The sequence below is a fragment of the Actinomycetospora sp. CA-101289 genome (assembly GCF_050955895.1).
In the GTDB taxonomy this organism is placed as follows: Bacteria; Actinomycetota; Actinomycetes; order Mycobacteriales; family Pseudonocardiaceae; genus Actinomycetospora.
This window is the reverse complement of record NZ_CP192093.1, coordinates 2,155,971-2,172,719: the sequence shown is the minus strand read 5'-3', so window position 1 is coordinate 2,172,719 and position 16,749 is coordinate 2,155,971. Positions and strand designations below refer to the sequence as shown.

Genomic DNA, 16,749 nt, shown 5'->3' with positions numbered 1-16,749 from the left:
GTTCCTCCTGGTACGGGCAGCCGGGCGAGGTGCCGCCCGGCGGTGCTGGGTCTACAGACCGCGGTCGAGCGCCATCACCGCGGCAACGTCGGCGGGCTCGCCCTCGGGGTGCACGACGCACTCGTCGCGGCCCGCCGCGTGCAGCAGCAGCTCACCCGGCTCCCCCGTGAGGATGACCGTCCGCGGGCCCGAACGCACGGCCGTCTCGGTGCCGTCCGGGCGCCGCAGCGTCACGGCCACCGGGCTGGAGCGGTAGGTGAGCCGCCCGAGCAGGCCGGCCATGCGCCACAGCACGCGGTCGCGGGCCTCGTCGGGCGGCCGCGGCGACCAGCCGGACTGGGCGCGGCGCACGTCCTCGTGGTGGATGAAGTACTCCTGGACGTCGACGGCGCGCAGCGGCGGCAGCGCCAGCGGGCTCCAGAACGGGGGGCCGGTGCGCAGCGTGCCCACCAGCTCACCGAAGTCGCCGCCCGCCACCTGGTCCTGCACGCGCTGCGTCCAGCCCGCCAGCGGCGGGATGAGGATGCCGGGCGCCGCGTCGAGCCGGCGCTCGCGGACGATCAGGTGGGCGACCAGGTCGCGCGTCGACCAGTCCCCGCACAGCGTGGGCTCGTCCGGGCCCAGGCGCAGGAACAGGTCGGCGAGATCGCGACGCTCGGCGTCGGCGATCTGTGCGGCAGTCATGGGGTCTCCCTACCCGCACGCCGTCGGGCACACCCCTCGGGGGTGCGCCCAGGTGGATCAGCCCTCGGCGACGAAGGGGCTGGACGCGACCTCGGAGCCGCCGGGCAGCTCCGAGATCACGAAATCGGCGAAGACGTTGGGCACCTCGACCTGGAGCACCTTGAGGCAGGCGATCGCGAGGTCGCGGATCTCGACGTCGGCGTGCTCGCTGGCGCGCATGGCGATGAAGTGCCGCCAGGCCCGGTAGTTGCCCGTCACCACGATGCGCGTCTCGGTGGCGTTGGGCAGCACCGCGCGCGCGGCCTGGCGGGCCTGCTTGCGGCGCAGCGTGCGGTTGGGCTCGTCGGCGAAGCGCTCCTCGAGGCCCGCCAGCAGCTTCTCGTACGAGGCCAGCGCGGCGGCGCCCGCCTCGGCGAAGAGCTGGTGCAGCTCCGGGTCCTCCGCGATGACCGCCGGCTCCACCATCGCCGCGTCCCGCTCGGGGACGTAGCGCTGGGAGAGCTGGGAGTAGGAGAAGTGCCGGTGCCGGATGAGCTCGTGGGTGAGGCTGCGCGACATGCCGGTGAGGTAGAAGCTGACCGTGCCGTGCTCGAGCACCGACAGGTGACCGACCTCGAGGATGTGCTGCAGGTAGCCCGCGTTGGTGGCCGTCGCCGGGTTCGGCTTGGTCCAGGACTGGTAGCAGGCCCGGCCGGCGAACTCAGCGAGCGCCTGCCCACCGTCGGCGTCGGTCTCCCACGGCACCCCGGGCGGCGCGAAGAACTCCGTCTTGGCGATCAGCGTCACCTGCGGCGTCACGGTTTCCGGCACCGGGCCACGGTACGACACGCCCCCGACGGCGTTCGCCGACAGCTGATGATGTCGAATTGGTGGCACGAAGCGCCGTCGTGGTGTCACAGTGGTGTCATGGACCTGACACCGTACGTCTCCGCCCTGCGCGACGACCTCGCCGCGGCCGCCGCGGTCGGCGACGAGGCGACCTCCCGGGCGGGCACCTCGCTCGCCGCCGCCCTCGAGCCGGCCGTTCGCCTGGCGATGATGAACGCCCTCTCCGACCTGGCCGGCGAGGTCACCGAGGCCCTCGGCGACCGCTCGGTCTCCCTGCGGCTCTCCGGCCGCGAGGTCAAGGTGGTCGTCGATCGCGAGCCCACGTCCGACGACGGCGGTTTCTTCGCCGGCCCGGCGTCCTCGCCGTTCGCGGGTGCCCCGGCGGGCGGCGCGGGCGGGCCGCACCGCTCCACGCCGCCGCCCCCGCCCGGACCCGGCTTCCCGGGGGGCGGCGAGGGACCCTGGGGCGCCTTCGGCGGCGGGCAGGGCTTCGGTGGCCGCGGCGGCCCCGACGTCGGCGACATCTCGCGGATGACGCTGCGCCTCGTCGACCAGATCAAGGGCCAGGCCGAGCGCGCGGCCGCGGCCCAGGGCATGTCGCTGAACTCCTGGATCGGCCAGGCCGTCCAGGGGGCGCTGCGCCAGCACGGCGGGCGCGGTGGCTGGGGCGGCTGGGCCTCCGGCGGCGACGCCGGCCCGGACACCGGCGACACCGGTGGGACCGGCGGGAGCTGGGACTCGGGCTGGGACGCGGGCCGCGCGGCCCGTGACGGTGGCTCGTCCACCGGCCCCACGACCCCGACCGACAGCACCCCGGGCACCGACAAGCCCGGCACCGACGAGACCGGCACCGCCAAGCCGGGCGACGACGGCCCCGACGGCGGCGGCGTCGACGGCTGGGTCCGGGGATGACCGCCCCGGGACGCGAGGTCACCGGCACGGGCGCGGGCCCGGCCACCCTCGACCTCGCGCTCGACGCGGGCTCGGTGCGCGTGCACCTGGCGGAACAGGCAGCCGACATCACCGACACCACCACCGTCCGGGCGCGCGTCGAACTCGACCCCGACGCGCCGCCCGGGTGGCTGCAGGGTCTGCAGGGGCTGGTCGGGCTCGCCGGGATGTCCGGCCTGCTCGGCCTCCTCGGCGGCAGCGAGCGGGGCGCGTCGTCGCCCGAGGAGCGCGCGGAGGCCGCCGTCGCGGCCACCACGCTCGACTGGGACGCCGACGCCCGCCGCCTCACCGTCCGCGGGCCGGGGGACCTCGCCCTGCGCGGGGTGCCGCTGGCGATCACCGTCCGCGCCCCCGAGGGCAGCGAGGTGACCGTGCGGGCCGGCGCCGCCCGGGTCGTCGTCGAGGGCTCGGCGGCCGAGGTCGCGGTGCGCGGTACCGGCGAGGTCACGCTCGACGAGGTCACGCGCCGCGCCGACCTGCGCTGCGGCGCCGGCGAGGTGCACGTCCGGACCCTGGGCGGGCGGCTGACCCTGAAGGGCGGCGCGGGCGGGGTGCGCCTCGACCGCGTGCTCGCGCCCGTCGAGATCACCACCGGCGCCGGGCGCATCCGGCTCGGCGAGGTGCGCGCCGACGTGGCGGTGCGCGCCGCCGCGGGCGACGTCGAGGTCGCCGACGCCGTCTCCGGGGACCTCGAGATCGGTACCGGGGTCGGCACGGTCTGGGTCGGCGTCCACCCGGGCGTCGACGCGCGGGTGGAGCTGCGCACCGCCGTGGGCCGCGTGCACAGCGAGCTGCCGGTGCACGAGAGCCGGCCCGCCGGAGACGCCACCGAGGGCACCGGCGACCGGCCGCTGCACGTGCGGGCCCGCACCGGCGCGGGCGACGTCACCGTCGCCCCGGCGCGCCCGCGGCCGGCCCTCAGTCCTTGAGCGCACCCGCTCCGGGCAGCCCCGCCGCGACCTCTGCGACGAGGCCCCGGAACCAGGTGTGCGCGGGGTCCGTGTCGTGCACCGGGTGCCACCACAGCGCCTCGAGCAGGGGCCCGACGTCGAACGGCGCGGCCAGCACCCGCACGCCGGGGTCGGGGCCCAGCCGCGCGGCGAGCCGGGCCTGGACCAGGGCCACGCGCTCGGTGCCGGCGACGAGCTCGGGCACCGGCAGGAAGGACTCGACGACCACCTGGGCGCGCGGCTCGATGCCGAGGGTGCGCAGCTGGAGGTTGGCGGGGGTGAACGCGGTCGGCCGGTGGTAGATCGTCACCCACGGCAGCGCGGCGAGGTCGTCGAGCGTGACGGCCTCGCCGACCCGCGTGTTGCCCGTCGCCGCGAGCACCACCCAGCGGTCCTCGTAGAGGTCGAGGTAGGGCATCTCGTCGATGAACCCGTGCGGCATGACCATCCCGTCGACCGGGCGCAGGCGCTCCGCCGCGCCGACCACGTCGTCGGGGCTGTGCGGGCGCAGCACCAGCCGGGCGCAGGGCGCGCGGGCGGCCATGGCGGCGGCGAGCGGGACGCCGAGCACGCTCGTCGCGTAGTCGGAGACGAGCAGGGTGAACTCGCGCGCGGTCGAGACGGGGTCGAAGTCGGGCGCCGCGGAGAAGACCTCCTCGATCCCGCCGACCGCCCGCTCGGTGCGCTCCACCAGCCGCAGCGCCAGCGGCGTGAGCTCGTAGCGGTTCCCGACACGCACCAGCAGGTCGTCGCCGAAGTGGCGGCGCAGCCGGGCCAGCGCGGCGGACACGGCCGGCTGGGAGAGCCCGAGCGCGGCGGCCGCGCGCGTCACGTTCCGCTCGGTGAGCAGCGCCCGCAGCGAGAGCAGCAGGTTGAGGTCCAGGTTGACGAGCCGGACCGGTCGCCGCACCCCGCCCGCGCCCTCGCTCATGCCGTAGGGATACCGGATGCGCCGCGCCGGTGCTCGCCCATCACCCCCGCCGATGCCGGTCATCAGCGGTTCGGCCTTCCGGCTCCCCCACCCGCGCCCCCATCGTGGTCGGCGAGCCCATCGACGACGTCGCGGAGGACCGGATGGTCGGGATCAGACTGGGCACGTTCTCGGGCGGGGACGGCCGCCGGTTCGCGGGCCTGGTGACCGACGGCGACACCGTCGTCGACCTCACCGACACGGGTGTCGTCGACGGGCCGGTGACGACCCGGGCGCTGCTCGCCGACTGGGACCGCGTCCTGCCGCAGCTGGACGCCCTGGCCGACCGGCCCGGCACCCCGTTGGACCAGCTCGCGGTGCACGCGCCGCTGGAGCCGGGCCAGATCCTCCAGTCCGGCGCGAACTACCGCACGCACGTCATCGACCTCGCCGCCGCCCACCACGCCGAGCGCGGCACCCGGCCCGACGCCGAGATCCGGGCCGAGGTCGCGGAGATGATGGACCGCCGGGCCGCCGACGGGACGCCGTACCTGTTCGTGGGCCTGCCGTCGGCCGTCACCGGGCCCTACGACGACGTCGTCATCCCCTCCTGGACCACGCAGTTCGACTGGGAGCTCGAGCTGGCCGCGGTCATCGGTCGCGAGGCGTTCCGCGTCGACCGCGAGCACGCCCTCGACCACGTCGCGGGCTACACGATCGCCAACGACCTCACCGCCCGCGACCAGGTGTTCCGCCGCGACATGCCCGAGATCGGCACCGACTGGTTCCGCGCCAAGAACGGCCCCGGGTTCACCCCGCTGGGTCCGTGGCTGGTGCCCGCCCGCGACGTCGACCCGTCGGACCTGCGGATCACGCTGCGCCTGGACGTCGCCGTCATGCAGGACGAGACCACGAAGGACATGCTCTTCGACGTCGCCAGCCTCGTGGCCGCGGCCTCGGAGATCACGCCACTGCGCCCCGGCGACGTCGTGCTCACCGGCAGCCCCGCCGGCAACGGCATGGCCCACGGCCGCCTGCTGCGCGACGGCGACGTCATGCACGGGACGATCACCGGCCTCGGCGCCCAGCAGACCCGCGTGGTGGCCGAGCGGTGAGCGCCCCCGTCACCGACACCACCGCGCTCCGGGCCGCCGGCTTCGACCCCGCGAAGCCCGAGGACGCGATCGCCGCCGTCGCCGCCCGCGTGTCCCGCTGGGGCCGCTGGGGTGCCGACGACGTGCTCGGCTCGCTCAACCTGCTCACCGCCGCCAAGCGCCTCGAGGGCGCGGCGTGCGTGCGGCGCGGGGTGGCGTTCTCGCTGTCGCAGCCGTTCGACGCCGAGGGCCCGCAGCGCGGTTGGCGCCGGCGGACCAACCCCGTGCACACCATGCTCGACACCGGCCGCGAGGCCCTCGACGGCGAGTTCCCGCACGGCCTCGGCGGCGCCGACGACGTGATCGCGATGCCGCTGCAGTGCTCGACGCAGTGGGACGGGCTGGGCCACATCTTCGACCACGGCCGGGCCTGGAACGGCCGCGCCGCCGCCGACGTCGTGACCAGCGCGGGCGACCGCGTCACCGGCATCGAGACCGCCGCCGCGCACCTCGCCGGGCGCGGGGTGCTGCTGGACGTCGGCCGGGTGCTCGGCGACGAGCGCGGCGAGCTGCCCGACGCGTACCCGATCACCGCCGACGACCTCGAGGCCACGCACGCCGCGCACGGCGTCGCGGTCGGCGAGGGCGACCTCGTCTGCGTGCGCACCGGGCAGTACGCCCGCACCCGCCGCGAGGGCTGGGGCGGCTACGCCGGCGGGCCCGCACCCGGGCTCTCGTTCACCACCGCCGACTGGCTGCACGACACCGGCATCGCCGCGGTCGCCACGGACACGTGGGGCGTCGAGGTGCGGCCCAACGAGTTCGACGACGCGTTCCAGCCGCTGCACCAGATCGCCATCCCGCACCTGGGCCTGTTCCTCGGTGAGATGTGGGACCTCGACGCGCTCGCCGACGACTGCGCCGCCGACCACATTCACGACTTCTTCCTCACCGCCGCCCCGCTGCGCATCACCGGCGCCGTCGGCTCGCCGGTCAACCCCATCGCCGTCAAGTAGGAGAGCTGATGCCCGCCGTGCAGGACGTCCTGGTCGTCGGCGGTGGTGCCGCCGGCTGCGCCACCGCCATGCTGCTCGCCCGCGCCGGGGTCGCCGTCGACCTCGTGGAGATCAAGCCCGACGTCACGAGCGTCGGCTCAGGCCTCACGCTGCAGGGCAACGCCCTGCGCGTCCTGCGCGACCTCGGTGTCTACGACGAGGTCCTGGCCGCGGGGTACGCCTTCGACGTCACGGGTCTCCGCGCCCCCGACGGCACGGTCCTCGTGGAGATGCGCGACGTCCGCATGGGCGGCGACGACCTCCCGGCGACGGTGGGCGTGCCGCGGCCCGAGCTCGCGCGGCTGCTGCTCGACCGCGCCGTCGCCGACGGGGTGAAGGTCCGCCTTGCGACCACGGTCACCAGCGTCTCCCCCGACGGCGATGTCGCGTTCTCCGACGGCTCGTCGGGCCTCTACGACCTCGTGGTGGGCGCCGACGGCGTGCGGTCCCGGGTCCGCGAGCTCGCCGGCATCCCGGCCGCCGTCGACCCCGTCGGCATGGGCATCTGGCGGGTGCTCACGACGCGCCCGGAGAGCATCGAGCGCACCGACCTCACCTACGGAGGCGCCGCCTACATCGCCGGCTACTGCCCCACCGGCGAGGACAGCATCTACGCCTACCTGGTCGAGGACGCCCAGGACCGCACCGGCCTCTCCCCCGAGGAGCAGCTGGCCACGATGCGTGCGCTGGCCGGGCAGTACGGCGGACCGTGGGTCGACATCCGCGAGCGGATGGCCGACGGCGCCCCCACCAACTACACCCACTTCGAGTCGCACGTCGTCGCGGCGCCGTGGCATCGCGGGCGTCTCGTGCTCGCCGGGGACGCCGCGCACTCCTGCCCGCCCACCCTGGCCCAGGGCTGCGCACAGGCCCTCGAGGACGCCACGGTGCTCGCCGACGAGCTGCTGGCCGCCGACGACGTCGAGACCGCACTGACCGCCTACGTCGAGCGCCGCCTGCCGCGCGCCCGCACCGTCGTCGACGGCTCCGTGCAGCTCGCGCGGTGGCTGCTGACCCACGAGCCGCCGCCGCAGGCCGGTGGCACCGCCGACGTGCCCGGCCTCCTGGGCCGCACCGCCGCCCTCCTGACCCAGCGCCCCTGAGGAGCCAGAGCCATGGACCGCCTGATCACCCACCTGCGGCACGTCGACCTCGCCGTGCCCGACTTCGACACCCAGCTCGCCTTCTACACCGACCTCTGGAAGCTGTCCCCGGAGACCACCGACACCGGCATCGCGTTCCTCGCCGCCGAGGGCTCGCCGGAGCAGTACCAGGTGCGGCTGCGCGCCGACGCCGAGAAGCGCGTCGACCTCATCGCGTTCGGCGCCGAGACGGCCGCCGACGTCGACGCCCTGGCCGAGAAGCTGGGGCGCGAGGGCGTCACGCTCGTCAGCACCCCCGACAAGCTGCAGACCCCCGGCGGCGGCTACGGCTTCCGGTTCTTCGACCTCGAGGGCCGCACGATCGAGGTGTCCTCCGACGTCGCGGTGCGCGCGCACCGCAAGATCGAGGAGGGCGAGTCGGTGCCGGTGAAGCTCTCCCACGTCGTCATCAACTCCACGCAGCCCGAGGCGCTGCTGGCCTGGTACGACCGCCACCTCGACTTCAAGCTCTCCGACACGCTCACCTCCCCGCACATGGGCGAGATGATGTACTTCCTGCGCTGCAACCCCCAGCACCACTCGCTGGCCATCGCGCGCTGCCCGCACGTGTCGCTGCACCACGCGTCGTTCGAGATGCGCGGCATCGACGAGTACATGCGCGGCACCGGCCGGCTGCTGCGCGCCGGCGTCGAGAAGGTGTGGGGCCCGGGCCGGCACATGGCCGGGAACAACACGTTCTCCTACTTCCTCGACCCCCAGGGCAACACCGTCGAGTACACGACGGAGCTGGAGTGCCTCGACGAGGACACCTGGCACCCGAGCCTGCACGACATCAGCGACCCGATGGTCTCCGACCAGTGGGGCACCGCGAACCCGATGAGCGAGTTCGTCGCCAAGAAGTCGTTCAACGACCCCGACCGCGGCGTCTTCGTCGCGCCCCCGGTGTGAGAGGTGGCCGTCTGATGCGTCTCGCGACCGTCGCCACCGACGACGGGCCCCGCGTCGGCCTCGTCGAGGGCGACCCCGGTGACGAGCGGGTGCACCTGCTCGACCGGCCGGTGACCCTGCTCGAGCTGCTGCGCGCGGGCGACCTGACCGCGGCCGGGCGCGACGCGCGGCGCGCCCGGCCGCTCCCCCTCGCCGACGTCCGCCTGCTCGCCCCGCTGGAGCCGCCGACCGTGCGGGACTTCGTGGCGTTCGAGGAGCACGTCGAGGGCATGCGGAACCTCGCCGGCCTCCCCGAGGCCTGGTACGACGCGCCCACGTTCTACTTCTCCAACCCCTACGCGACGCTCGGGCCCGCCGACGACGTCCCCGTGCCGCCGGGCTGCGCCGTGCTCGACTTCGAGCTCGAGGTGGCCGCGGTGATCGGGCGGACCGGGCGCGACGTCGCCCCGGGGGAGGGGTGGGCCCACGTCGCGGGGCTGACGATCCTCAACGACTGGTCGGCCCGCGACGTGCAGGCCCGCGAGATGCAGGTCGGCCTGGGCCCGGCGAAGGGCAAGGACACCGCGACGACGCTCGGGCCCTGGCTCGTGACGGCCGACGCGTTCTCCCCGGACGCCGAGGGCTTCCTCGACCTGGCGCTCACCGCGGCGGTCAACGGGCGCGTGGTGGGCGAGGACCTGCTGTCGAACATGGGCTGGCCCTTCGGCGACCTCGTGGCCTACGCCTCGCGCGGCACCGAGGTGCGTCCCGGCGACGTCCTGGGCTCCGGGACCTGCGGGCACGGCGGCTGTCTGGGCGAGCTGTGGGGCCGCGGGACCTCGCGCGAGGACCTGCCGCCGCTGGCCCCGGGCGACGTCGTGGCCCTGGAGGTCGAGGGCATCGGCACGCTCGCGAGCCGCATCGTCGCCGGTGTGGCGCCCGTCGCGATCCCCGGCGCCCGCCCGCGCCCCCGCACCCGTCCGCACCACCGGGAGCACGCATGATCGACCCCGCCGACCCGACCGTCGACGTCCACGCCCACGTCCTGGTCCCCGCGGCCGAGGGCCTGGTCGCCGAGGAGCCCGCGCTCGCCGCGGCCCGCGCCGACGAGGCCCGGGCGGCGGGCCCGGCGTCGTCGCGGGTCAACCGCGAGCAGATCGGGGGGCTGGGACCGGCCCTGACGTCGGTGGACGCCCGGCTGGCGGCGATGGACGCGGCCGGGATGGACGTCCAGCTGGTCAGCCCCATGCCGATCCACCACGCGTGGGCAGAGCGCGACCTCGCGGCCCGATACGCGGCGGCGGTGAACGACGGCGTGCTCGCGCACTGCGCCGCGGCTCCCGGGCGGCTGGTCGGGCTCGGCACCGCGCCCCTGCAGCACCCCGACCTCGCCGTCGACGTCCTGCGCGCCGCGGTGGGCGCGGGCCTGCGCGGGGTCGAGGTGTCGACGTACGTCACGGGCCCCGACGGCGTGCGCCGCGAGCTCGACGACCCGGCGCTGGCGGCGTTCTGGGCGGCGGCCTCGGAGCTCGAGGCGGTCGTGTTCGTCCACCCGTGGGGCTGCACGCTCGGCGAGCGTCTCGACGTCGGCTACCTGTCGAACGCCGTGGGCAACCCCGTCGAGACCACGGTGGCGCTCTCCCGGCTCGTCGCGTCCGGGGTGCTCGACGCCTCCCCGGGCGCCCGGGTGCTGGCCGCGCACGGCGGCGGGTTCTTCCCGTACGGCACGGCGCGCCAGGACCACGCCTGGCACGCCCGCCCCGGCGACCGCGCGGCCGCCGCCCCGCCGAGCACCGCGCTGCGGCGGCTGTGGTTCGACGCGCTGGTGTACACGCCCGAGGCGCTGCGCCACCTCGTGGCCGTCGCCGGCGCCGACCGCGTCGCGATCGGCACCGACTACCCCTTCGACATGGGTGTCACCGACCCGCTCGACCGCCTCGACGCTGCGGGCCTCGACCCCGCGGAGGCCACCGCGATCCGCTCCGGCGCCGCCGCGTCCCTGCTCGCCCCCGCCCGGACGTCAGCACCCTGAGGCCGCACGACTCCGGTCACCACCGGAGCGCGCCGGAGATCGCACGCCAGCGCGACGCAGGAGCGCTGACGCGCGGATCTCCTTGGCGCGACAGACTAGTCGGAGCGCGCTCCGGTGAGGGTGGCGCCGAGGACGTCGTGGTTGAGCTGGGCGATCGTCGCCAGCGGGATGCCCTTCGGGCACACCTCGTGGCACGCCCCGACGTTGGTGCAGCCGCCGAAGTCCAGCTCGTCCTGCCGCGTGAGCATGTTGACCGCGCGGCTCTGACGCTCCGGCTGCCCCTGCGGGAGCAGGCCCAGGTGGGTCACCTTGGCCGCGGTGAACAGCATCGAGCTGCCGTTGGGGCAGGCCGCGACGCAGGCGCCGCACCCGATGCAGGTCGCCGCGTCGAACGCGTCGTCGGCGGAGACCTTGTCCACCGGGATCGCGTGCGCCTCGGGCGCCGAGCCGGTGTTGACCGAGATGTAGCCGCCCGACTTGATGATCTCGTCGAGCGCGCTGCGGTCGACGACGAGGTCCTTGACCACCGGGAACGCCCGGGCCCGCCAGGGCTCGATGTCGATCGTGTCGCCGTCGTTGAAGTGCCGCATGTGCAGCTGGCACGTCGTCGTGTACTGCTGCGGCCCGTGGGCGTTGCCGTTGATGACCATGCCGCACGACCCGCAGATGCCCTCACGGCAGTCGTGGTCGAACGACACCGGGTCCTTGCCGTCGATGACGAGCTTCTCGTTGAGCACGTCGAGCATCTCGAGGAAGGACATGTCGGGCTCGACGTCGTCGAGGGTGTACTTCTGCATCTTGCCCTTGGCCTCGGGCGAGGCCTGCCGCCAGATGCGCAGGGTGAGCTTCACGTGTGACTCCGCTACTTGTAGCTGCGCTGGGTCGGGTGCACGTAGGAGAACTCGAGGTCCTCCTTGTGCAGTACCGGCCGCTGGTTGTCGCCGGCGTACTCCCACGCCGCGACGTACGAGAAGTTCTCGTCGTCGCGCTGCGCCTCGCCGTCCTCGGTCTGGTGCTCGACGCGGAAGTGCCCGCCGCAGGACTCCTCGCGGTGCAGCGCGTCGAGGCACATGAGCTCCGCGAGCTCGATGAAGTCCGCGACCCGGTTGGCCTTCTCGAGCGACTGGTTGAACCCGTCACCGGTGCCGACGATCTTCACGTCGCGCCAGAACTCGGCGCGCAGCGAGGGGATCCGGTCGAGCGCCTTCTCCAGGCCCTCCTTGCTCCGGGCCATGCCGCACTGGTCCCACACGAGCTGGCCCAGCTCGCGGTGGAACGAGTCGACGGTGCGGTGGCCGTTGGCGGACAGGAGCTTGTCGAGCCGCGCGCGCGACGCCTCGACGGCCTCCTGGACGGCCGGGTGGTCCTCCGGGACCTCGTCGAACGGGCCGGCGGCCAGGTAGTCGGCCACGGTGGTGGGCAGCACGAAGTAGCCGTCGGAGAGGCCCTGCATCAGCGCCGAGGCGCCGAGGCGGTTGGCACCGTGGTCGGAGAAGTTGGCCTCCCCGCCCACGAACAGGCCCGGGATCGTCGAGCGCAGGTCGTAGTCGACCCACAGCCCGCCCATCGTGTAGTGGATGGCCGGGTAGATGCGCATCGGGACCTCGTACGGGTCGTCCCCGGTGATGCGCTCGTACATCTCGAACAGGTTGCCGTACTTGGCCTCGACCGCCGGGCGGCCGAGACGCTCGATGGCGGCCGAGAAGTCCAGGTACACGCCCAGTCCGCCGGGGCCGACGCCGTGCCCGGCGTCGCACATGTTCTTGGCGGCACGGGAGGCGATGTCGCGCGGCACCAGGTTGCCGAACGCCGGGTACTGGCGCTCCAGGTAGTAGTCGCGCTCGTCCTCGGGGATGTCGTTCGGGTTCCGGTCGTCGCCGCGCTCCTTGGGCACCCACACGCGCCCGTCGTTGCGCAGCGACTCCGACATCAGGGTCAGCTTCGACTGGTACTCGCCGCTGACCGGGATGCAGGTCGGGTGGATCTGGGTGTAGCAGGGGTTGGCGAACAGCGCGCCGCGCTTGTGCGCCCGCCAGGCGGCCGTGACGTTGGAGCCCTTGGCGTTGGTCGAGAGGTAGTAGACGTTGCCGTAGCCGCCCGAGCACAGGATGACGACGTCGGCGAGGTGCGTGTCGAGCCGCCCGGTGAACAGGTCGCGCGTGACGATTCCGCGCGCCTTCCCGTCCACGACGATGAGGTCGAGCATCTCGGTGCGCGGGTGGACCTCGACGGTGCCGGCGTGCACCTGGCGCTCGAGAGCCTGGTAGGCGCCCAGCAGCAGCTGCTGGCCCGTCTGCCCGCGGGCGTAGAAGGTGCGCGAGACCTGCGTCCCGCCGAACGAGCGCGTGTCGAGCAGGCCCGAGTACTCGCGGGCGAAGGGCACGCCCTGCGCGACGCACTGGTCGATGATGTTGAGGCTGACCTCGGCCAGGCGGTGCACGTTCGACTCGCGCGAGCGGAAGTCGCCGCCCTTGACCGTGTCGTAGAACAGCCGGTGCACCGAGTCGCCGTCGTAGCGGTAGTTCTTGGCGGCGTTGATGCCGCCCTGCGCGGCGATCGAGTGCGCGCGCCGGGGGCTGTCCTGGTAGCAGAACGACTTGACGTGGTAGCCGGCCTCGCCGAGCGTGGCCGCGGCCGCACCACCGGCCAGGCCGGTGCCCACGACGATGACGCTCATCTTGCGGCGGTTGGCCGGGTTGACCAGCTTCGCCGAGAACTTGCGGTCGGCCCACCGGTCGGCGATGGGGCTGTCCGGGGCGCGCGTGTCGGCGATGGGGTCGCCGAGGACGTAACGTCCCTCGCCCTGGACGGCGGTGGGCTCTTGCTGCAGTTCAGACATGGTCACCTCACCAGACCGGTCATCACGGCCAGCGGGACGATCGCGAAACCGATCGTGATCACTGCCGCCACGACGAAGGCCAGAGTCTTGAGCGCGTTCTGCTTCATGGCGCTGTTGGCGCCGAAGGTCTGGATGGCCGACCAGAGGCCGTGCCGGATGTGGAAGCCCAGCGCGACGACCGCCAGGATGTAGAAGAGCGAGACGTACCAGCGGTCGAAGCTCGCGACGAGCTTCATGTAGGCGCTGGCGTCACCGGGCAGCGGGTTCACCGAGCCGGTCGTCAGGTCGAGGATGTGCCAGACGACGAACAGGGCGATGATCACCCCGCCCCAGCGCATCGTGCGGGCGGCGTAGCTGCCCTCCCAGCGCTGGCGGTGCTGGTAGCCCACCGGTCGGGCCTTCTTCGCCTTGTACCAGAGCGAGAAGGCCGCCCACATGTGCAGCACGAGGCTGGACAGCAGCACGACGCGCACGATCCACAGGACGCCCTCGTAACCGACGATCGCCTCGCCGATCTCGCGCAGGTGCTGGGCGTACGTGTCGAAGGACTCGATCCCGAAGAAGACCTTCAGGTTGCCGAGCATGTGGGCGGTGACGTAGAGCAGGAAGATGACCCCGGTGACGGCGATGACCGACTTCTTGCCGACCGAGGTGCCCCACGTCCTCGAGACGATGTTGCGCTGCGGGGTGATGACCACGTGAGAACGGTAAGTCGAGGACCCGCTGAGCGCTAATGCATGCAAGACGGGGATGGCATAGCTTCGAGCTATGGCGATGACCATCAAACAGCTCAGCTATTTCCTCGCTGTGGTGGACACCGGCCGGTTCACGCAGGCAGCGGCCCTGTGCCGGATCGCGCAGCCGACCTTGAGCAAGCAGATCCGGACGCTCGAGGAGGACCTCGGCGAGACCTTGCTCACGCGCGGTCACGACAACGTCACACCGACGGCGGCCGGTGAGGCGCTCCTGCCGCTGGCGCGCCGGATCGTCGCCGACTCCGAGACGGCACGGCTGGAGATCGCCGAGCTCGCCGGGCTGCGCCGCGGGCGGCTGCGACTCGGGGCCACCCCGAGCCTGTGCGTCAGCGTGGTGGCCGACGTGCTCGAGGTGTTCCACGGCCGCTACCCCGGCATCGCCCTGCAGATCGCCGAGGGCGGCTCGCAGGACCTCGTCGCCGACCTCCAGCGTGGCCAGCTCGACCTCGCGCTGGTGATCGACCGCGGCGAGACGGTGCGCGACCTCGCGCTGACGCCGGTGCTGCGCGAGGAGCTCGTCGTGGTCGCGGCGCGGGGGTGGCCGGACCTCGGCGACCACATCGGCGTCGCCGAGCTCGCCGCGCACCCGCTGGTGGTCAACCGCCCCGGCTACGAGCTGCGCGAGGTGACGCTCGCGGCGTGCGCCGCGGCCGGCGTGACGCCGCGGATCGCCGTGGAGGGCGGGGAGATGGACGCGGTGCTGCGCATGGTCGAGCGCGGGCTGGGCGTGGCGATCGTGCCCAGCCTCGTGCTCGCCGGGCACCCGACGCTGCGGGCGACCCGCCTCGACGGCGGGGCCTGGAGCCACCGGACGATCTCGCTGGCCCACCGCACCGACGTCGCCCCCACCCGCGCCGCCCAGGCGTTCCGCGAGGACCTCCTGAGCGTGCTGGCCCGCACCTCCCGCACGGGGCACCTGCCCCCGGGCGTGCGCTACGTCCACCCCCCGACCTTGACCGCCTGAGCCAGCGCCGTGGCGTGGTCGCCCGGGCCCTCGACGACGACGCCCGCCAGGCCGAGCCACGCCGCCATGGCCGCCAGCTCGGCGGCCAGCTCGGCCGCGACGCGGGCCTCGTCGGGGCCGTCCGGCACGTCCTCGGCGTACGCCCCGGGCACGCGCAGCACGCCGGCGACCCGGTCGGCCTTGAGGTCGACCCGCGCCACGAGCCGCCCGTCGAGCAGGAACGGGAAGACGTAGTAGCCGTGGGTGCGCTTCTCGGCGGGCGTGTAGATGCCGATGCGGTAGTGGAAGGCGAACAGCCGCAGGGTGCGGGCGCGGAACCAGATCAGCGGGTCGAACGGCGCCAGCAGCGCGCGGCCCGTGACGCGCCGGGGCAGCCGCGCGCCGGGCGCGAGGTAGGCGGGCGCCGTCCAGCCCTCCACGGCCACCGGCTCCAGCTCGCCGGCGTCGACGAGCTCGGCCACCGCGGCCTGCGACTCCGCGGGCGGCAGGCGGTGGTAGTCGCGCAGGTCGGGCTCGGTGGCGACGCCCAGCGCCGTCGCGGCCCGGCCCACCAGCGTCCGCATCGCCTCGTCGCGCGCCGGCTCGCGGGCGAGCACCTCGGGCGGCAGCACGCGCTCGGGCAGCTCGTACGCGCGCCGGAAGCCGCGGCGCGTGCCGGTGGTGAGCTCGCCGGTGGCGAAGAGGTGCTCGCACGCCACCTTGACGTCCGAGCGCGTCCACCAGCCGCCGTGGGCGCGGGCGCGCCGGTCGCCGCCGTCGCCGAGGACCCGCTCGATCTCCGAGGCCTCGAGCGGGCCGTGCGCCGCGATCGCCTCCTGCACGGCGTCGAGGACGTCGGGGCGGTGGTCGAGCGCGTTGCCGAGCCAGCGGTTGCCACGGGCGGCGTTGTCGCGCATGCGCCAGCGGAACAGCGGCCAGTCCTCCACCGGCAGCAGGCTCGCCTCGTGCACCCAGTACTCGACCATCGTGCGGCGCCGGCGCTCCGCGGCCGTGCGGGGCCAGGCGAGCGCGTCGAGGGCGTCACGGTCGTAGCCGCCGAGGCGGGAGAACACCGGCGTGTAGTGCGCGCGCACGGCGACGTTGACCGAGTCGAGCTGGAGCAGCCCGAGCCGGCGCACGGTGGCCGCGAGCGTGGCGCGCGCGGGCGGCCCGCGGCGGGCGGGGCCGGCGAGGCCCTGGGCCGCGACGGCGGCCCGGCGCGCCTGGGCCGCGGACATCGTCTCCACGCTGCGCATGATGCCGCAGCCCCCCGACAGCGCCGGGTGCCACGGGGGGAAGAAACGGGGCCACACGGGCGTTGACCAGGGTAAACAGCATGAGGAGGACCCATGGTCGGGGACCGTGTGGAGATCGTCGTCGACGCCGGGGGCGCGACGCGGACGTGGGAGGTCGAGGCCACGAAGGCCGGACGGCGCGTGGACGTCGCGCACGGCCGGGGCGTGGTGGAGGTCAGCGAGGTGACGCGCGGCGGGACGCCGGTGCGCACCGCGCGGTTCATGTCGTCCCGGGTGCTGGCGCTCGTCGAGCACCCGGCCCGGCAGGTGCGGCTCGCCGACGACGAGCCGCCGGCGCTGCCGTTGCCTCGCCCGGCCTGATCCACCCCGCGTGACCGGGCGGGCGCGGACGGCGACCGTGCTGGTCAGCGGCGGCGCCGGGC

The 16,749-nt window shown here is 74.4% G+C and carries 17 protein-coding genes; 10 read left to right on the top strand and 7 right to left on the bottom strand.

All coding sequences use genetic code 11. From position 1 onward, the window contains the following. Positions 1-51: 51 nt before the first annotated feature. Entirely contained in the window at positions 52-684 is a 633-nt protein-coding gene (locus ACQPX6_RS10790; protein ID WP_433787296.1) for a TIGR03085 family metal-binding protein, read from the bottom strand. A 57-nt stretch (positions 685-741) separates the two neighbouring features. Continuing rightward, positions 742-1,494 (bottom strand): FAD-dependent thymidylate synthase, encoded by a 753-nt coding sequence (gene thyX / locus ACQPX6_RS10785; RefSeq protein ID WP_433787295.1) that lies wholly within the window; start codon positions 1,492-1,494, stop codon positions 742-744. Between the two features lie 96 nt (positions 1,495-1,590). Between thyX and ACQPX6_RS10780 the strand changes: the two genes are divergently transcribed. Together ACQPX6_RS10780 and ACQPX6_RS10775 are read left to right on the top strand one after the other, a co-directional pair. Beyond that, positions 1,591-2,424, top strand: a complete 834-nt coding sequence (locus tag ACQPX6_RS10780) for a hypothetical protein (RefSeq protein ID WP_433787294.1) — start codon at positions 1,591-1,593, stop codon at positions 2,422-2,424. Continuing rightward, a complete protein-coding gene (locus ACQPX6_RS10775; protein WP_433787293.1) occupies positions 2,421-3,392 on the top strand; it encodes a DUF4097 family beta strand repeat-containing protein in 972 nt (323 codons plus the stop codon). The genes ACQPX6_RS10780 and ACQPX6_RS10775 overlap by 4 nt, the downstream gene beginning before the upstream one ends. On the opposite strand, the gene ACQPX6_RS10770 is transcribed toward ACQPX6_RS10775, so the two are convergent. After that, a complete protein-coding gene (locus tag ACQPX6_RS10770; protein ID WP_433787292.1) occupies positions 3,382-4,344 on the bottom strand; it encodes a LysR family transcriptional regulator in 963 nt (320 codons plus the stop codon). The two genes, ACQPX6_RS10775 and ACQPX6_RS10770, sit on opposite strands and share 11 nt — an antisense overlap. A gap of 143 nt (positions 4,345-4,487) precedes the next feature. Between ACQPX6_RS10770 and ACQPX6_RS10765 the strand changes: the two genes are divergently transcribed. Genes ACQPX6_RS10765 through ACQPX6_RS10740 form a run of 6 tightly spaced genes read left to right on the top strand, consistent with a single transcriptional unit; the run spans position 4,488 to position 10,534 of the window. Further along, the gene (locus tag ACQPX6_RS10765; RefSeq protein ID WP_433787291.1) at positions 4,488-5,438 is read left to right on the top strand and encodes a fumarylacetoacetate hydrolase family protein; all 951 of its coding nucleotides are present in this window, start codon (positions 4,488-4,490) and stop codon (positions 5,436-5,438) included. Further along, positions 5,435-6,433 carry a cyclase family protein gene (locus ACQPX6_RS10760; protein WP_433787290.1) on the top strand — a complete coding sequence of 333 codons (999 nt, stop codon included), beginning with the start codon at positions 5,435-5,437 and terminating at the stop codon, positions 6,431-6,433. The genes ACQPX6_RS10765 and ACQPX6_RS10760 overlap by 4 nt, the downstream gene beginning before the upstream one ends. A gap of 8 nt (positions 6,434-6,441) precedes the next feature. Next, on the top strand, positions 6,442-7,575 hold the full coding sequence (locus ACQPX6_RS10755; protein WP_433787289.1) for an FAD-dependent monooxygenase: 1,134 nt from the start codon (positions 6,442-6,444) through the stop codon (positions 7,573-7,575). Between the two features lie 12 nt (positions 7,576-7,587). Further along, positions 7,588-8,523: a VOC family protein gene (locus ACQPX6_RS10750; protein WP_433787288.1), complete on the top strand. Its 936-nt coding sequence runs from the start codon at positions 7,588-7,590 to the stop codon at positions 8,521-8,523. A 14-nt stretch (positions 8,524-8,537) separates the two neighbouring features. Next, positions 8,538-9,506: a fumarylacetoacetate hydrolase family protein gene (locus ACQPX6_RS10745; protein ID WP_433787287.1), complete on the top strand. Its 969-nt coding sequence runs from the start codon at positions 8,538-8,540 to the stop codon at positions 9,504-9,506. Next, the gene (locus ACQPX6_RS10740) at positions 9,503-10,534 is read left to right on the top strand and encodes an amidohydrolase family protein (protein WP_433787286.1); all 1,032 of its coding nucleotides are present in this window, start codon (positions 9,503-9,505) and stop codon (positions 10,532-10,534) included. Before ACQPX6_RS10745 ends, ACQPX6_RS10740 begins: the two co-directional genes overlap by 4 nt. Before the next feature lie 95 nt (positions 10,535-10,629). On the opposite strand, the gene ACQPX6_RS10735 is transcribed toward ACQPX6_RS10740, so the two are convergent. The 3 genes from ACQPX6_RS10735 to ACQPX6_RS10725 are packed head-to-tail and all read right to left on the bottom strand — an operon-like array spanning position 10,630 to position 14,071. Next, entirely contained in the window at positions 10,630-11,385 is a 756-nt protein-coding gene (locus tag ACQPX6_RS10735) for a succinate dehydrogenase/fumarate reductase iron-sulfur subunit (RefSeq protein ID WP_433787285.1), read from the bottom strand. 11 nt (positions 11,386-11,396) lie between these two features. After that, a complete protein-coding gene (locus tag ACQPX6_RS10730; RefSeq protein WP_433787284.1) occupies positions 11,397-13,373 on the bottom strand; it encodes a fumarate reductase/succinate dehydrogenase flavoprotein subunit in 1,977 nt (658 codons plus the stop codon). Positions 13,374-13,375: 2 nt separating this feature from the next. Continuing rightward, a complete protein-coding gene (locus tag ACQPX6_RS10725) occupies positions 13,376-14,071 on the bottom strand; it encodes a succinate dehydrogenase cytochrome b subunit (RefSeq protein WP_433787283.1) in 696 nt (231 codons plus the stop codon). 76 nt (positions 14,072-14,147) lie between these two features. Here ACQPX6_RS10725 and ACQPX6_RS10720 point away from each other — a divergent pair, with 76 nt between their 5' ends. Continuing rightward, positions 14,148-15,092, top strand: coding sequence for a LysR family transcriptional regulator (locus tag ACQPX6_RS10720; RefSeq protein WP_433787282.1), 945 nt, complete (start codon positions 14,148-14,150; stop codon positions 15,090-15,092). Here the strand turns inward: ACQPX6_RS10720 and ACQPX6_RS10715 are convergent. After that, positions 15,062-16,327: a winged helix-turn-helix domain-containing protein gene (locus tag ACQPX6_RS10715; protein ID WP_433787281.1), complete on the bottom strand. Its 1,266-nt coding sequence runs from the start codon at positions 16,325-16,327 to the stop codon at positions 15,062-15,064. The two genes, ACQPX6_RS10720 and ACQPX6_RS10715, sit on opposite strands and share 31 nt — an antisense overlap. A 93-nt stretch (positions 16,328-16,420) precedes the next feature. Here ACQPX6_RS10715 and ACQPX6_RS10710 point away from each other — a divergent pair, with 93 nt between their 5' ends. After that, positions 16,421-16,687 (top strand): hypothetical protein, encoded by a 267-nt coding sequence (locus ACQPX6_RS10710; protein ID WP_433787280.1) that lies wholly within the window; start codon positions 16,421-16,423, stop codon positions 16,685-16,687. Positions 16,688-16,749 lie beyond the last annotated feature (62 nt).